This is a genomic window from Allokutzneria sp. A3M-2-11 16 (assembly GCF_024213555.1).
GTDB lineage: Bacteria > Actinomycetota > Actinomycetes > Mycobacteriales > Pseudonocardiaceae > Allokutzneria.
The window spans coordinates 352795-368497 of sequence record NZ_JANAVO010000004.1 but is presented as its reverse complement, the minus strand read 5'-3'; the positions used below and the strand labels follow the sequence as shown (position 1 = coordinate 368497).

General features: G+C 68.0%; 11 protein-coding genes. 4 read left to right on the top strand and 7 right to left on the bottom strand.

The features are described 5' to 3' along the window. Nucleotides 1-257: 257 nt before the first annotated feature. From NLX83_RS25625 to NLX83_RS25600, 6 genes are all read right to left on the bottom strand, one after another. A complete protein-coding gene (locus tag NLX83_RS25625) occupies nt 258-4271 on the bottom strand; it encodes a TIGR02680 family protein (RefSeq protein ID WP_254237712.1) in 4014 nt (1337 codons plus the stop codon). Further along, nucleotides 4268-5512 (bottom strand): TIGR02678 family protein, encoded by a 1245-nt coding sequence (locus NLX83_RS25620; RefSeq protein WP_254237711.1) that lies wholly within the window; start codon nt 5510-5512, stop codon nt 4268-4270. Before NLX83_RS25620 ends, NLX83_RS25625 begins: the two co-directional genes overlap by 4 nt. Then, nucleotides 5509-7044: a TIGR02677 family protein gene (locus NLX83_RS25615; RefSeq protein ID WP_254237710.1), complete on the bottom strand. Its 1536-nt coding sequence runs from the start codon at nt 7042-7044 to the stop codon at nt 5509-5511. Before NLX83_RS25615 ends, NLX83_RS25620 begins: the two co-directional genes overlap by 4 nt. Before the next feature lie 27 nt (nt 7045-7071). Further along, on the bottom strand, nt 7072-8319 hold the full coding sequence (locus tag NLX83_RS25610; RefSeq protein WP_254237709.1) for a TIGR02679 family protein: 1248 nt from the start codon (nt 8317-8319) through the stop codon (nt 7072-7074). Between the two features lie 32 nt (nt 8320-8351). Next, the gene (locus NLX83_RS25605; protein ID WP_254237708.1) at nt 8352-9917 is read right to left on the bottom strand and encodes a restriction endonuclease; all 1566 of its coding nucleotides are present in this window, start codon (nt 9915-9917) and stop codon (nt 8352-8354) included. Between the two features lie 201 nt (nt 9918-10118). Beyond that, complete coding sequence (locus tag NLX83_RS25600) at nt 10119-10502, bottom strand: DUF5997 family protein (protein ID WP_254237707.1); 384 nt, start codon at nt 10500-10502, stop codon at nt 10119-10121. 57 nt (nt 10503-10559) lie between these two features. On the opposite strand from NLX83_RS25600, the gene NLX83_RS25595 reads away from it, so the two are divergent. The 4 genes from NLX83_RS25595 (at nt 10560) to NLX83_RS25580 (ending at nt 14790) form a co-directional block, all read left to right on the top strand. Further along, nucleotides 10560-11249, top strand: coding sequence for a LysR family substrate-binding domain-containing protein (locus NLX83_RS25595; protein WP_254237706.1), 690 nt, complete (start codon nt 10560-10562; stop codon nt 11247-11249). Between the two features lie 163 nt (nt 11250-11412). Next, a complete protein-coding gene (locus NLX83_RS25590) occupies nt 11413-12252 on the top strand; it encodes a HalD/BesD family halogenase (RefSeq protein ID WP_254237705.1) in 840 nt (279 codons plus the stop codon). Between the two features lie 10 nt (nt 12253-12262). Next, nucleotides 12263-13075, top strand: a complete 813-nt coding sequence (locus tag NLX83_RS25585) for a class I SAM-dependent methyltransferase (RefSeq protein WP_254237704.1) — start codon at nt 12263-12265, stop codon at nt 13073-13075. Next, nucleotides 13072-14790, top strand: coding sequence for a choline/carnitine O-acyltransferase (locus NLX83_RS25580; protein WP_254237703.1), 1719 nt, complete (start codon nt 13072-13074; stop codon nt 14788-14790). The genes NLX83_RS25585 and NLX83_RS25580 overlap by 4 nt, the downstream gene beginning before the upstream one ends. 283 nt (nt 14791-15073) lie before the next feature. Here NLX83_RS25580 and NLX83_RS25575 read toward each other — a convergent pair whose 3' ends face one another. After that, nucleotides 15074-15502, bottom strand: a complete 429-nt coding sequence (locus NLX83_RS25575) for a hypothetical protein (protein WP_254237702.1) — start codon at nt 15500-15502, stop codon at nt 15074-15076. Nucleotides 15503-15703: the final 201 nt, after the last annotated feature.

Here is a 15703-nt window from a genome sequence, read left to right as displayed (position 1 = left end):
CGCTGCCATGCCCCAGCAGCATCACCTCGCCGGGCGGCCTTCTGGCTCTCGCTCTTACGTGCTCGCAACTGGAGCGATGGTGAGCTGCCTGCTTGGGCGACACCGATCTCGCTGGCCGTGGTGCCGCCTAATGAGATTGCTCCGCCGCTGGAGGCGAATATCCCCACGGCGACTGCGCCAGCTACCAGACCACCCTTGCCTCGGATGGGTCTGATTCGGCCCTGCGGATCGGTGTAGAACTCCGGCACTTTCGCCCCCTAGTCCTGCGGAAGTAGTTGGTGGCCGTTCCAGGTGAAGCGGGCGGTGGTGACGGCGTCGTCGCCGTCGGAGGCGGTGATCAGCTGGTGGATGCCGATGCCGCTGAGTTCGGAGTAGACGCACCACTCGTGGTCGGACGTGAGCATGAGGTCGAGGTCGAGGAGGGACAGCAGGGCGAACACCTGGCCTCGGTTGGTGGTGTCGACGCCGACGAAGACCTCGTCGAGCAGGATGACGCGTGGGGCGGGAGGAGTTGCCTGGTAGTGAGCGGCGACGGCGGCGAACAGGGGGAGGTGCAGGGCGATCGCCTTCTCGCCGCCGGAGAGGGCGCCGTGGAGCTTGCGGGTCAGCAGCTGCCAACCGGCACCGTTGGCGCGGTCGACCTTGACGACGAACTGGTGCCACGCGGTGTAGTCGAAGACCTGGCCGAGTTGCTGTTCCCAGCTGGTCGCGGTGTCGTCGGCCTTGGCCTGTTCGATGCGGTCGCGGAAGAAGCGGTGCAGGGACTCGCGGTCGGCGTCGTTCAACCCGGCGGGGTCCTTGAGCAGCAGGTCGCGGGCGGCTTTCGTGCCAGCTGGTAGGTCGGGAGCCACTTGCCAGACCAGCCGGACAGCCACCTTGGACGCGGTCCGGACGCGTTCCAGGCGGGCGTTCATGCCGTCGACGAGCTCGTTCGCCTGTCTGATCCGCGCGGCGAGGTGGCGTCGGATGTCCCCGGTCAACGTCTGGTCGAACAGCGCGCGTTCGCGGTCGGTGATCTCGCGGCGGCTCTCCTCGGCCTCGGCGCGGAGGATGGCCAGCAGCTCGGCGGCACCGACCCGGATACCGTCCACCACGGCGGTGAAGACCTGCACGTCCTCATCGGTTTCGAGATCGAGGTCGGCGCGGGACTTCAAGCTCTCGCGGCAGGAGTGAACGGATTCCAGGAGCCGGTGCAGCGCGTCGCTGATGTTCGCGGGGGAGTGGGGGATCACGGGCCAGGCGGCGGCGACCAGGCGGGCAGCGTCCAACGTGGCGCGGACGCCTTCTGATGCGGCGAGGGTCGCTTCGAGAGCGTCATCGGCGCCGCCGTCAGCGGGGAAGACACCGCTGGTCAGCTGGCGGAAGCGCGTCGCTGCGGCATCTCGTTGGACTCCGGCTTCTTCGTGGGCCTCGGCGTCGTTCTTGTGCTGGACCCGGAGTTCGCCGAGTGCCGTGGCGAGTTCGGTCACGCGTGCCCTCGCCTTGTGCTGGTCCGCGCTCAGCTGCCCGAGCTTCCTCCGCAGTTCGTCGATCTCGGTGAGCACCTCGCGGTAGTCCACCCCGAAAGTGCTGTCGATTGCGTTGAGCTTGGCGGCCAACTGGTCGTGCTCGGCGGCGGCCCGCGCGGCTTCGGTTTCGCGCTCGGCGGCGATGCTTTCCGAACGCAGCGCCCGTTCGGCCATGTCGTGGAGATGCTGACGGGACGAGATCAGTTGGCTGTGTGCTTCCAACCAGCTCTCGGCCTGGTCGTGGAACGAGCGGATCGCCTTTTCCAGCGCCTTCAACGCTGCGCGGTCCGTTGGCACGCCGTGCTCGGCGGCCACGCTCGTCAGCTCACGGAGAGCGCGCGTCACCATCCGTTCTCGTTCGGTGACTACGCCGACGCGGGATCGGACGGCCGCTTCGGCGGCGGATCGCTCGGATTCCCGCCGCCTCACGGTGTCCGCGGCATCGTTCACCGCCGCGTGGCTCGGCCGTGCTCCGCGTTCGTCACGCAGCACCTGGCGTCGGGCCGACAAGCCGGTCAGCTGGTCGTCGAGTGACGCCAAAGTCGTGTCGTACTCCGCGATCAGCACGGTCAGCTCGTCGATGCGCCGCTGCCGGGCGCGCTGGCGCGCGAGCGTGCCGATGTAGGAGGCGTGGTCCTTGGCCCAGCTGCCGGACAACGAACCCAGGCGCCAGGTTCCGTCGCCGCCGATGGCCACCAGCGCGTCGGGAAGCTCATCTCCGTAGGCGATTGAGCCCAGGAGACGGCGCACGGCTTCGTGTTCGGCAACCAGCACGTCGGCGAGGGAGCGGCTCCGGACCGGCGGTAGCGCATCGGGATCGGCGAAGACGTCGTGTCCCTCGATCTCACCGCGAGCGCCGACCCAGGCGTCGAGCAAGCCGCTTCCTTCGAGGGCCGCCTCGATCGACGCGGCCGTGCGATCTGGTGTCGAGTCGGCGAAATCGACGAGCCGCCACAGAGGTGCACCGGTCATCGTCGCGCGATCGGTGGTCCTGGTGGGCGGAGCGACCGGCGGCAGGTCCCGCTCGGTGCGCAGCCGCGCCAGCTCGTCGGCTACTTCGGTGCGCTCACGGCGAGCCGCGTCGACGGCCGCCGTGATGATCGCCTCCTTCCCGGCGATGTCTTCCAGGACGGGGGTCGCAGCCGCATCGACGGCCGCGATCAGCGCCGGTTCGGATTCCAGGTGGGCCAGCAGCGCGCCGGGATCGGCGAAGAGCAACTCTCGGCAGTTCGCCGCCCACGCGAGCAGCTGCGAACTCAGGGCGTCCAGGACCGCCTCGTGTTCCGCGATTGCGGTTGTGAGCCGGTCCTGGGCCTGGGAGAGACGGCCCCGTGCTTCGTCGAGATCACCCTCGGCGGATGTGCGGCGATCGACGGCTCGTTCGTGCTCGTTCACCGCGCCCCGGACCGTGTCGAGCTGCTCCTGCCTGCTCCGGATCGCCGCGCTGAGCAGAGCGCGGGCGGGGCCGGAGTCGGTTTCCAGCTGCGCCACCACTTCGGCGTGGACGCTTGCCAAGCTGGCGCGGGTCGCCGCGCTGCGGGTCTGGAGTTCCTGGCTTCGCACGATTTCGGCCCGCTGGCTCTCCGAGAGCTCAGCCGCCTGTCTGGCCTCCTCGTCGCGCACCGCCGCCGATCGCTTGTTGGCGGCGTCGTCGCGAAGCCGTGTGGCGGTGCTGCCAGCTTCGACGGTCATCTGGCGCAGACGGTCGAGTTCCTTCCCCTGCTTGTACTCCTCGCTTTCGACCAACCCCGTCTTGCGTGCTTCGGTGGTCTCGATCTCCGCCGCGAGTTCCTCGACGTCGTTCTCGGATTTTTCCTTTTGCTGGGCGGTTTTCTCGTACTGCTCGGCAGAAGTCCGCGCGGTCTTCGCCAGGTTCTCCAGCTCGGTGGTCGCCGAGATCACGTTCGCGGCGCCCGCGCGGAGCACCCGCTGCGCGTAGGTCTTCTGCCGACTCGCAAGCGTGCGGGTCGCCGACACCTCCTCTTCCAAGGACTTCAGCCGTTCCCGTTGCGCGTCCAGTCGTTCGAAGCCCTCGGCGAGGTCCTCGATCTCCTGCTGCCCCAACGGTGGCAGCGCCTTGGAGAGCAGGTTCGACAGCAGACTGGGGTCGAGCCGCTGCGACAGCTTCGGTTGGCGCAGCTGGAGGAGCGCGGTGATCAACGCGTCGAAGCGCTGCTCGCTCAGTCCAGGAAACAGGGTGGTGCGGACCTCTGCCCGATAGTCCCCAGCGTTGTCGTGAACGACGCCGTCTGCGCCGAGACGTTCCTCCAGAGCCTTCTTCGTCAGCGGCTGGCCTGCTTGATTGACAAGGGAAAAACCGTCAAGGCCAACGCGGAGGTTCGTGATGAAGTAGTCGGGGTGCACCGTGGTCGTGTGCGTGCTCGCCTGGAGCCGGGCGCCGCACGTGAACCACTGCTCCGGCTCGTTGGGGAAGCGGAACTCCATCCACACGTACCCGACTCGGGTGGTTCCGCTCGCGCCCTCGCCCATGAGGTTCCAGTGCATGGTCCGTTCGCTGGTACCGAAGGTCGAGAGCCGGTTGGCGCGCAGGTTCGCGTCGTACAGGAACGGCAGGAGCAGCTCCAGTGCCTTCGACTTGCCGCTGCCGTTGGGGCCGCGGAGCAACAGGCGGCCTTCGTGGAACTCGAAGACCTCGTCGTAGTACCGCCATACGTTGAGGATGCCCGCGCGGCTCGGTAGCCAGCGCGCGGAGCGCGCCGTCGGCTCTCCTGTGGAGTGGCGTGGGAGTGCGGTCACCGTCATGGCGTTGCTTCTCCGGGATCGGTGGTCCTGGGGGCGTCTACGGCGTACCGAGCCGCGGCTGGAAGGGGTCGGATGATGCCGCCTTCCCGTTCTGCGAGGCCGAAAGCTGTCAAGACCGCGACGGCGTCGGAAACGAGCTGTCGAGGACCGTCCTCGTCTCGATAGGTCTTGGCCCACCGGGGAAAGCGGGAAAGCAGGTCCTCCACCTGGATTTCGAGTTGCTCGACGGTGGCGGGCCCGGTCAGCGATTCCAGCAACAGCAGCGCCGCGACCTTCGCGTTGCCCGCGTCGTCCGGGAAGCGGCTGTCGGTGGCGATGCCGTCGACGTCCACCAGGAGAAGCCCTTCGGCGCGTTCCTCAAGGACGAAACCGCCTTGCTCCGCGGCACGGCGCAGCAGCTGCCGACCGGTCGGGGAGGCGAGGTAGGCGCGCTCTTCGGGGAGGAGGTCTTCGAAGTACAGCACCGGATCGTCCACGAGACGGCGGAACACGGAGTGCCGGAGCCAGAGGTTGCGCTGCACCTCCGACCGGGTGGCGGACTCGTCGTGGGCACCGGAACCCAGACCGTATCGCCGTTCGTGCGAGATGGCGGCGAGCAGCTCGTCGAAGCGCAGCGCCACGTCATCGATCGGTACGCCGAGCTGTGATGGTCCAACCGGAACCGCCAGCAGCCGGAGCAGCAGGGTGGCATCGATCCGGTACAGCACCTTGGCCGCCGCCGAGTCCACAAAGGACTCCGTCGTGCCGTCGACGGTCTCCACGACACCGTAGGACTCCAACAACCGCAGGACGTCGACGAAGGCCATGCGCTCAGCGCGGTTGGCGGTGTCGAAGGTCGGCACCACCTCGTCCGTCGCGGTTGCCCGGCCGACCCGGTCTGCCAGCAGGCCGATCGTGGTCACCGGCACGGTGAGCAACTCGGCCGCCACGACGCACAGCAGCGTGTAGCGACGGCGGTCGAACGGTGCTCGGCCCGACCGCAGCCGCCTGGCCGGTCTGGTCGGATCGGTCGCGGTCCGCACCTTGACGAGCCGGGCGTAGCCGAGCCGCGGCTCGACGGTCAACGTCCAGCCGCAGTAGTAGTCGAACCACTGCTGGAGGGGTTCCCGCCGCCTGCGGATCAGGTCGAAGGCTTCCGGTTGAGCTTGTTCGGTGATCAGTGGAGTGGCCAGCAGCCGCCGGATCGCGTCAGCCACCTCTTCGCGTTCCGCGGTCACCAACTGGTTGGTGAGCTTGGTCATCGACGGCCTACCGAGGCATCCCGTGAGCGCTGTCCAGCGGTCCGGATCTCGATGTCGTAGTCGGGACCGCGGAACTGCCCGCGGGCAGTGGTGAGCGTCGCGGTCACCCCATCGCGCGTTGGCCGCAGCAGGATCTCGATCCGCCCGTCGGAGGTGGTGCCCCGCCGGGTGCCACCTTGACCGGGTGTCGCGCTGAGCGCCCGGCCCAGCAGGTCCAGCAACCGCTCGAACACACCGTGGTCCAGCGATCCGAAGGAGGACAGCCGGACTCGGCCATCCGTGTCGAGCATGTCCCACGCGGCTTCCAGCTCAGCCCGCTCGGCTCGCGCCTGTTCGGCTCGGGCCGCGCGCACCGCCGCGACCTCGCGGACCTTGCCCGTGCGGCTGAACCGTTCGGTCCGCCCGCTCGCCCTGAGCAGCGGGGAGACGGCGACCGGTGGGGCATGGGACCAGGACGACGACGAGCTGATCAGCTCCGGGTCGGGGTGTGCCAGGTGGGCGTGGCGGGCGGAACTGAGTCCGAAGGCGGTCGACCACAGGCGGTGGAGGTCGTCGTGCGCGGGAACGACGGTGAACCACCTCGCGAGCTCGCGGAAGTCGGTGACCGCACTGCTGGCTCGCCGCCGTGACTCGGTGATGCGGTCGAGCACCTGGAGCAACGCGATGATCGCCTTGCGTGCCACGACGTGCAGCTGCTCGACCCGAGGGTGTGTGCCGTCGACCGGCAGGAACCAGGTGCGCAGGCCCTCCCACTTCGCGCGCCGGTGCTCCAGCCAGGCAGGTCCCGGCTCCGTCGCGGAGAGCCGCGGCAGGTCCGCACCGGCCAGCGCGCGCTGCTGCATCAGCCCGACGCCGTGTTCCTCCACCCGCTGGACCCGCACCGCGATCGTGTGCGCCCGGTGCTCCAAGTTGGTCAGGAACTCTTGGAGGTAGGCGACAGTGCTGGCTTTGACCTCGTGGAACGTGGTGACGTTCGCGCCGTCGGCGCGCAGGAGCCGCTGGAGCTCACCGTTGAACTGCTTGGTGTTGCCGCGCAGGGCGTCGAGATGGGCCTCGAGTTCGACGAGCGTGCTGAAGATCCGCCGGTCGGTCCCGGTTTCCAGTTCCTGGATCAAGCTGCCCAGCCGGTCGGCGATCGCGTCGAGCACCGCCGTCTGCAACGCGCCGGTCGCGGCGAGCACGCCCATGGCGTGAACGACACCTGCGAAGGCGGCTTCGCCTTGGCGGGTAAGGGAGTACTGGAGATTGCGCCGCTCGTACTCGTCCGCCGTGCGGTAGTTCTCGGAGTGGTTCTGGACGACGTCGACGAGGTTCCAGTCACGCAGCTGCGCCAGCGCGGTGATGAGCTCGTCGTCTTCGAGGGCTTCCAGCCAGCCCACCGAACGCAGCCGGGCGCGGATGTCGAGCAGGCTCAGCGCGGTTTCGAGCCGTTCGTTCGCCTCGCCGAAGGCGTGCAGGACTGAGATGTACAGCCCGGCCCGGTCTCCGCGGGTGAAACGGAACATCTCGGGCGGGACACGGATCGGACCCATGCTTCCCTCCGGCGGTCCCCGGCCACGCTACGGGAGGGTGCCGACGATTCCGGGTCCTTCGCCGCCGTTCGTCTTCGGCAGCTGCTGGACGATCTCGTCCAGTAGGGCGATTGCCAGACGTTCCTCCGGGACAGCACGGCCGACTTCGCCGAGGTGACCGGCGAGGTCCGGGTCCCACGGCACTGGCGTGACCCGGCCGACCGGAGGCCCATCGGTGGCAGCGGCGAGGTAGTCGGCGCTGCTCATCCGCCACGGGGTCGCGCCGGTCCGTGCGATCACGTTGGCAGCGATGCGGAGCCCCTCGCCGTCGAAGTCGCCGTGGTAGTGAAGCGCCGAGCCGGCTTCCCGCAACCGGTTGAGCAAGAGGATGTCGGCACTGCTCGGCCATCCCGACGTGCAGACGAGCGGCGGGCAGTGGACTCCGAACCGGTCGAGTGCCACCGCGAGCACGCTGGGGTTCTCGAACACCCACACCTCGGACGGGGCACCGGTGAACGCGGTAGTGGCTCGGAGCTGTTGCAAGGTGAGCACTGCCGCGAGGCCGGAGTCGGCGCAGAGCCGGAGGACGCCGCTGGCGACGTCGTCGCCCGCCAGTCGCAATCCCGCGGCGAGCGCGGTCGAGGAGAGCTGGTCATCAGCGATTCCGGCCCGCTCCCACAACGCGCGGCGCTCGGGCGCGTCGACCGGAGCCGGGACGTCGTAGATGGCGACGAGGGCTTTCAGAACGAGGTTCGCTCGGCGCGTGCCGTCGTCGAGCGCGTGGGGATCGTTGAGCACGTCGTCGGCGAACGCGGGTAGCGGTCGCCCGGCTGCGGGCAGTTCGGCGAGCACGGTCAGGACCTTGCCGAGTTCGTCCTTCGTCCGAGTGATCGAGCCGTCGATGAGGCCCGTCCTTCGAACACCCACCGCCCACTCCGCCAGCGCGGGCTGTGCCGAGATGACCGGGTGGGTGGTGAACCAGTCCCACAGCTCGGCTCGGTCGGCCGCGGCTTCGCGTCGCTCGGCCGCGCGATCACCGATCGGTCCGATGACCTGGACGACGAAATCCCTGGCGTCCCGGCCGGTCCGCTCCAGGAGCACTTCGTCGAGCCGCTCCAGGCTGATGTCGACCTTCTCGCCGGGCAGTCGCGCGGAGCCGAGCAGGTCCGCGAGAGCGGTGCGCTGGTCGAGGCCGAGCGGGCCGACCCGGACCCGGCTGACGGGTCGGCCGGTCGAGAGCCGCGCGTGCACGGCCTGCCAGAGCGGCTTGAGCGCAGGCGACAGCAGGGGATCCACGATGTCCGCCAGCATAGGGAGCGGCCCAGGTGTTACTTCGTGCGGCGTTTGAGTTCGCCGATCACGATGTCCTTGCCGAGGTGTTCGGCGATGAGGTGTTTCAGCTGTGGGCCTTCGATGAGCTGGATGCGGCCGTGGCGGGCGCTGAAGTCGTGCGTGGCTTTGCCGAACCACGAGGTGGTGACCAGGACACCTCGGCTGGCGCGTTTGTCATCCATGACTCCGGCGAGCGCCCGGACCGCGTCGGCGGGCACGATCCCGCTGTACCGCTTCGCTTGCACCACGCAGACGCCACCCATGATGGGGTCTTCGTTGACCGCGACGGCGTCAACACCGTCGTCGCGGGAAGCCTGGGTCACCCAGGACCTCATGCCCATGGCCTCGAACAGCTGCCGGACGAGGTGTTCGAACTCGATGGGCGCCATCTCCAGCAGCACCTGCCGGGAGTCGAGTCCCGCAGCCGCGTCGTGGGCGTCGACGAACCGGTACTTTGACAGGTCGGGGTCGAAGATCGGACGGATCGCCTCCAGGTCCCACGGATGAGGGGAGACCAGTGCGCTGAGGTGGCGCAGGCACTCCGCGGGGTCGAGCTCGGTCAGCACGAGGTCCTCGAACTGCGCGCGGGTGGCGGAAACGCTGACGAGACAGGGGCGCTCCGGTCGGCCCGTGGCCTTGTTGCGAGTGGAGACATGCCCGTTGACGGCCACCTCGTCGATGATCGCGGCCGGGCGGATCTGGAAGGCGTCGCGCATGGTTCGCAGCACCAGCTGCGCCACCAGGTCGGCGTAGCGCTGCCGGATCTCCTTCTGCGGCCTGGGTTTCTCGACGGTCTCATCTCGGCTGCGCACGTAGCTGAACTCGCGCACTCCGGGAATGACCACGACGTCGGGAAGCTCCCTGATCACCAGCAGCTTTCGCGCATCCGGTTGATAAGCGACCTCGACATCGATCGGGAGTTCTTCCGGGAGGCGGGACAACTCGATCAGCAATTCGCAGTAGTCCTCGACCGCCGTCGCGGATTTCGCCCTCACGCCGCGTTCGAGTTCGTCGACCCGCCTGTTGTGCTCGTCGATTTCTCCGCGTCGCTGGCGCTCGGTGCTCGCGTGTTTCGCCTCAGCTTGAGCCAATGCCGCGAGTCGCTGCCGTTCGCCGTGCTGGAAGCGTTCTGTCGCCGCCTCGAAGCGCGCCCGTGCTTCGACTTGCGCTTGGTGGATCTTTGTCTTGGAGAACAGGCGGCTCAGTGCGGATGGCGGTGCAGGCTGGTAGTTCTGCCAGTACGGAGGTTGTGCTGGCTGTATGAGTCGCCCGGGGCTGAACAGCCGTGCTTCGAACGGCTTGCGCAACTGGTCGAAGGTCACGGCACGGGCGGAGGACGCCCCCGAAGTGAGGACTCCTTCCAATTCCGCCACCCGGGCACGGGTCGCCTCGGTCCGCGCCGCGGCGTCTTCTTGCTGTGCTCGTACATAGGCTGCCTGCATTTCGCGATTTGCCTGCGCCGCCGCGCGCTGCCGTGCTCTTTCGGCGCGTTCGGCCTCTCGGGCCGCTCGTTCGCGTTCCTGGCGTTCGCGACGCTCGGCTTGTTCGCGCTGATACGCCATCTCGGCGAAGAACCCTCGCTTGCGTGCCACCTCTGGCTCCCTGGGAAACGACGGAGGTTCCATTCCCCCGCGCTGGGCACGGGCGGGAGCAAGTCTGCAACAACGTTTGCTGGTCCCGAAGGCGCCGACTACCAGGTTTTGGCAGCTGCCTATGTCGAATCGCGATCGGTACCGGGACGCGAGGAGGGGTGATCGCTTCGGCTAGCGGGCCCGGTCGTTCTTGCGCTGCTTGAGGCGCGCGGCTTCCTTGAGGGACTCGACCTGGATGGCGCGTTCGCGCTGCAGCCAGTCGGGGTTGCTGGCCTTGATCTCCTCGACCTGCTCGCTGGTGAGGGCCTCGGTGATGCCGCCCCTGGCGAGACCGCTGATCGAGACGCCGAGCTTCAGCGCGAGGATCTGCCGGGGGTGCGGGCCGTTGCGGCGCAGGTCGCGCAGCCACTGCGGCGGGTCGGCCTGGAGGGCGTTGAGCTCGTCGCGCGAGACGACACCCTCCTGGAACTCGGCGGGGGTGGCCTCCAGGTACACCTCCAGCTTCCTGGCGGCCGTGGCCGGCTTCATCGTCTGGGGAGTCTTGTGCGCCTTCATGGCCCCAGGATATCCAGCGGCCGAGGAAGCCCTGATCACAGCGGGTAGCCTGACCCGGTGACTGGCTCGGAGTTCCTGCTCGGCTATGTGCCCGGGGTGGTCCCCACGAAGTGGCTGCGGATCTGGCAGGAGCGGCTGCCCGAGGTCCCGCTGACCCTGGTGAACGTCTCCGCTGCGGACGCCGTGGACCTGGTACGGCGACGGGAGGCGGACGCGGTCCTGCTGCGGTTGTGCACCGACCGAACGGGCATGCACACGATCCCGCTCTACACGGAGACGACCGTGGTCGTGATGCCCAAGGAACACCCGCTGACCGAGGCCGAGGAGGTCTCGGCTGCGGAGCTGGCCGAGAGCGTCGTGTTGCACCCCCTCGACGACACGCTGGACTGGGAGCGTCCGCCCGGACTCGTCGCGCCGGAGCGTCCTGAGACGACCGAGCACGCCATTCGCCTGGCGGCAGCGGGACTGGGGTTGCTGGTGGTTCCGCAGTCCCTCGCGCGCCTGCACCATCGCCGTGACCTCACTTATCGGCCGCTCACCGAGGCTCCGGGCTCCGGCGTGGGGTTGTCGTGGTTGCAGGACGGGGGTCCTGAGCTGATCGAAGAGCTGATCGGGATCGTTCGCGGGCGGACCGTCAACAGCACGCGGGGGCGCCCGCCACAGCCTCCTGCGAAGCAGAAGACCCAGCCTCAGCGCAAGGCGCGCGGAACTGCGAAGGGCGGCCGGAGCCGTAAACCCCGCCGATAGCGGCTCCGAGGAGCGGAGCGCTAGGAAGTGTGACCGGGTGGCCTAGTCAGAGGGACTGGATCGGTTCGGGAACGCGGTGGTGCCGGTCACAGGCATGTGGGTGGTGGTGGCGGCTGTGCTAGTTCACTTGGTGATCACTTTCCAGAGGTGAAGGGGATTGCGCGTGGGTGAGCACGGGACCGTGGTGGACGTGGGGCGCTACCCGTTGGCGGAGCCGGGGAGTGCGGCGTGGCGCGAGGTGGTGGAGCACGCGCAGCGGGAGCTGAAGCAAGACGGGTGTTGCGTGCTCGAAGGCTTCGTACGGGATCCGGAGGCGCTACAAGCGGAGTGCGCGGGAATCGCGGACCGCGCGTACAACCGGGTCGAGGTGGTGAATGCCTACAACATCGCGGTGGACGCGCCGTTGCCGGAAGGGCATCCGGGGCGCATCGCGATGAAGAAGGGCAACGCGTTTGTCGCGCGCGACCACATCCCGGCGGACTTCGTGATCGAGAAGCTGTACACGAGCGAGGCGTTCCGAGAGTTCGTGGCGGCCTGCTTCGAGTTGCCGGTGGTGCACGAGCTGGCAGATCCGCTGTCGGGGTTGTGCCTCAACGTGATTGAGCCGGGCCTGGCGCACCCGTGGCACTTCGACACAAACGAGTACACGGTCAGCATGTTGACGCAGGAGCCGGACGAGGGCGGGGTTTTCGAGTACTGCCCGAACATCCGGACGCCGGAGGCGGAGAACTTCGCCGATGTGGCAGGGGTGTTGAACGAAGAGCGGCCGGACCTGGTGCGGCGTCTCACCCTCAGGCCGGGAGATCTGCAGTTGTTCAAGGGGCGTTACGCGTTGCACCGGGTGACGCAGGTCGGTGGCGCAAGAGCGCGGCACTCGGCGATTTTTGCCTACAGCGAGCGGCCGGGGGTGATCGGGAGCGTGGAACGGACGAGGCAGTTGTTCGGCCGGGTGCTGCCCGAGCACCGGACCGCGGCAGTGCGAAGCGACCAGCTGCTGGACTGAGGGAGGACACATGGCATTCGACGCCACGGGGAAAGTCACCCTCGACCACATCTACACGCAGCCGGATCCGCGTGCGTACTTCACGACGTTGCGCGGGCTTGAGTACAACATCCCGCAGCTGGCGAAGCCGTACTTCGCCGAGCTGATCGAAAAGCAGGCGCGGGTGGTGGACATCGGGTGCTCGTACGGGATCAACGCGGCGCTGCTGAACCACGGCGCGACGATGGAGGACCTGTACGAGCGGTACGCCGATCCGGACGTGGCGGCCTGGTCGACGAGTGCTTTGGCCGCACGTGATCGTCAGCGGCGTGTGAAGCAGGGAAATGCCTGGATCGTGGGGCTGGACAGTTCGCGGCCAGCGCTGGATTACGCAGTACAGGCGGGGTTTCTGGATGACGCCGTGTGCGCGGACCTGGAGAACAAGGACCTCACCGAGGAGCAGCGGGAGCAGCTGGCCGGGACGGACCTGGTGATCTCGACGGGCTGCATCGGGTACGTGGGCGCGAGCACGATCTCCAAGGTGGCTGAGATCAGCCAGCCGTTGATGGCGCACTTCGTGCTGCGGATGGTGCCGTTCGAGCCGGTGGAGGACAGCCTGCGCGAGCTCGGGTACGACACGGTGAAGGTGGACAGGTACTTCCGGCAGCGGAGGTTCGTCTCGGCCGAAGAGCAAGATCAGGTGCTGGATACGCTGCGTGCGGCCGGGGTTGATCCACGCGGGTTGGAGGACACCGGCTGGCTCTACGCTCAGCTGCACCTGTGCCGGCCGACCGCGTCGGCCCGGACCATCGTCGATCTGACCTCGGCCATCGGACAAGGATGACAGTGACGACCTTCGAGTACGAGGACAAGCTGCCGCGGGTTCCCCTGCCCACGCTGGAAGAAAGCTGCGAGCTGTTCCTGGAGTGGTGCTCGCCGCTGCTCACGGCGGACGAGCTGGCCGAGACGGAGAAGGCCGTCGCGGCGTTCCTGGCCTCGGACACCGTGCACGCGCTCCAGGCGGACCTGGTGCGCTACAACGAAAGCCCGGGGGTGCGCAGCTGGCTGGACACGTTCTGGCCGTCGCGGTACCTGGGGCGGCGGGACCGGATCGCGCTCAACGCCAACTTCTTCTTCCTGTTCAAGGACTCGGAGCTGGGCCAGGTCGACCGGGCGGCCGCGCTGGTCGCCTCGGCGTTGGAGTACAAGGCGGCGCTGGACGCCGAGACGATCCCGCCGGTCGTGCTCCGCGGGCAGCCGCAGTCGATGGAGCAGCACCGCTATCTGTTCTCCACCACCAGGATTCCGGGTGCCGAGCAGGACACGGTGAGCGGGCCCGTGCAGGCGAAGCACATCGTGGTGTTCCACCACGGGCAGATCTTCCGGATGGATGTGCTTGGGGCGGAAGGCAAGCCGCACACCCTCGACGAGCTCGCGGGCGGGTTGCGCGCGGTGCTGGAGGCGGACGCGGCCGAGGACGTCGCGGTCGGCCACCTCACCACGAAGGCCAGGGCGGAGTGGGCGGCCAGCCGGGCGCGGTTGCTCGACCTGGGCAACGCCGAGGCACTGGAGGCCGTCGAGTCGGCGTTGTTCTGCGTGTCCCTGGAATCCGACACCCCGGATGACACGCTCGCGGCGTGCGACGCCCTGTTGCACGGCGACAGTGCGAACCGGTGGTTCGACAAGGCGGTGTCGCTGATCGTCTTCGCGGACGGGCGGGCCGGGATCAACGTGGAGCACTGCCTGCTCGACGGCACGACGATCCTCGCGTTCGTCGACGCGCTGCTAACCACGACGGGCACCGAAAGCGCTGTGGCGCAAGGAATTCCTGCCGTTGAGCCGGTGCGGTTCGCCCTCGATGACGCGCTGCGGGACGACGTTGTGGCCGCGGGCAAGGCATTCGCGGACTACGGGGCCGCGACCGCCACCACCTTGGTGTCGTTCGAGGACATCGGCACGAGCAGGATCAAGCAGCTGGGCGTTTCGCCGGACGGCTTCGTGCAGGCGGGGTATCAGCTCGCGCATCGGCGCAGCAAGGGAATGACCGGCACGACGTACGAATCGATCGCCACGCGGCAGTACCAGAACGGCCGCACCGAGGCGATGCGCGTGGTCACGCCGGAGATGCTGCGCTACGTGGCGGCGATGGAGGACGGCGACGCCGAGACGAAGCGGGCGGCGTTGCGGGAAGCGGCGGGCAAGCACGTGGCCCGCGCCAAGGAATGCCAAGCGGGGCAGGCGCCCGAGCAGCACCTGTGGGAGTTGCAGCTGATCCACAAGCGCAAGGGCGGCACCGAGCCGATCGCGCTGTACGAGTCGCCGGGCTGGCTGATCATGCGCGAGGACTACCTGAGCACGAGTTCGGCGCCCTCGCGGAACATCCAGTACTTCGGCTTCGGCTCGACCAGCAGCAAGTGCATCGGCGTCGCGTACGTGCTGCTGCCCGACCGGCTCAACGTGTACCTGAGCACGCCGAAGCCGGTGGCCGACCAGATGCACGCGTTCGCCGACGCGCTGAGCACCGCGCTGCGCGAGCAGGTGGAACTGCTGGCGACATAACGGTTTCCCCCGTTTCGTACTCATAGCGGGCTCGAACCCCGTTATGAGTACGAAACGGGCTGACCACCTCCAGGACAGCGCGTAGTCCTTGCCCTGCAAGCCCCCGCTGCCCGTGCACACCACGTAAGCTGTGCCCATGCATCCCCACCGCCCCCGCACCCAACCTGCGGTGGACGCAACCTAGAGAACCCCGTTTCGTACTCATAACGGGGAAGAGAGCGCTCCCAAATCCCGGCAAGAGTACGAAACGGGAGATCTTCGGCTACCTCAGCACAGGATGCGGCTAGTCGAACAGGCCGTGCACGTCGGTGATCATCGAGATCGTGGCGACGAGGAGCGCCACGATCGGCACCCAGAAGTTGATGCGTTCCCGTCTGCCCTCGTCCACCGCGGTGACTCGCTCGGTGGGCCGGGGACCGCCTGGGGCTCGCCGGACCACCGGATGCCTCCCGAAACGGGCCTGGAACTTCTCCCAGCGGTGGTGGTGGCAGCCCAGGAACACCCCTCGCCCGAAGGACTTGCAGGGTCGGCCGCTGTTGGTCGTGGTGACGCGGCACTGCACCCGCAGCGCGAAGCCGTACAGCAGGAATCCGCACATGGCCCCGACCGTCCCGAAGCGCATCGCCCCCGAGGTGTCACCGGCATCGATGCGCCAGTAGCAGAACACGGCGAACATGATCATGAGCCAGGTCAGCGCCGTCCGTACCGACACGGACGGTCGCCTTCTTCGTCTCGCCACAGACGCCTGCTCGGGTTGGGGTGCTGCTCAACGGTGGTGCGGGCTTCCGCCGTGATTGAGATCGTCGGCGATTCGGCGCAAACTTGATGATCGGAATTCATCATTTTTGCGCCTGCATCGCGCTCTTTCCGTGTGTCTAAACTCGGGTCCAGCCGGGCTTTCGGTCACGATTCT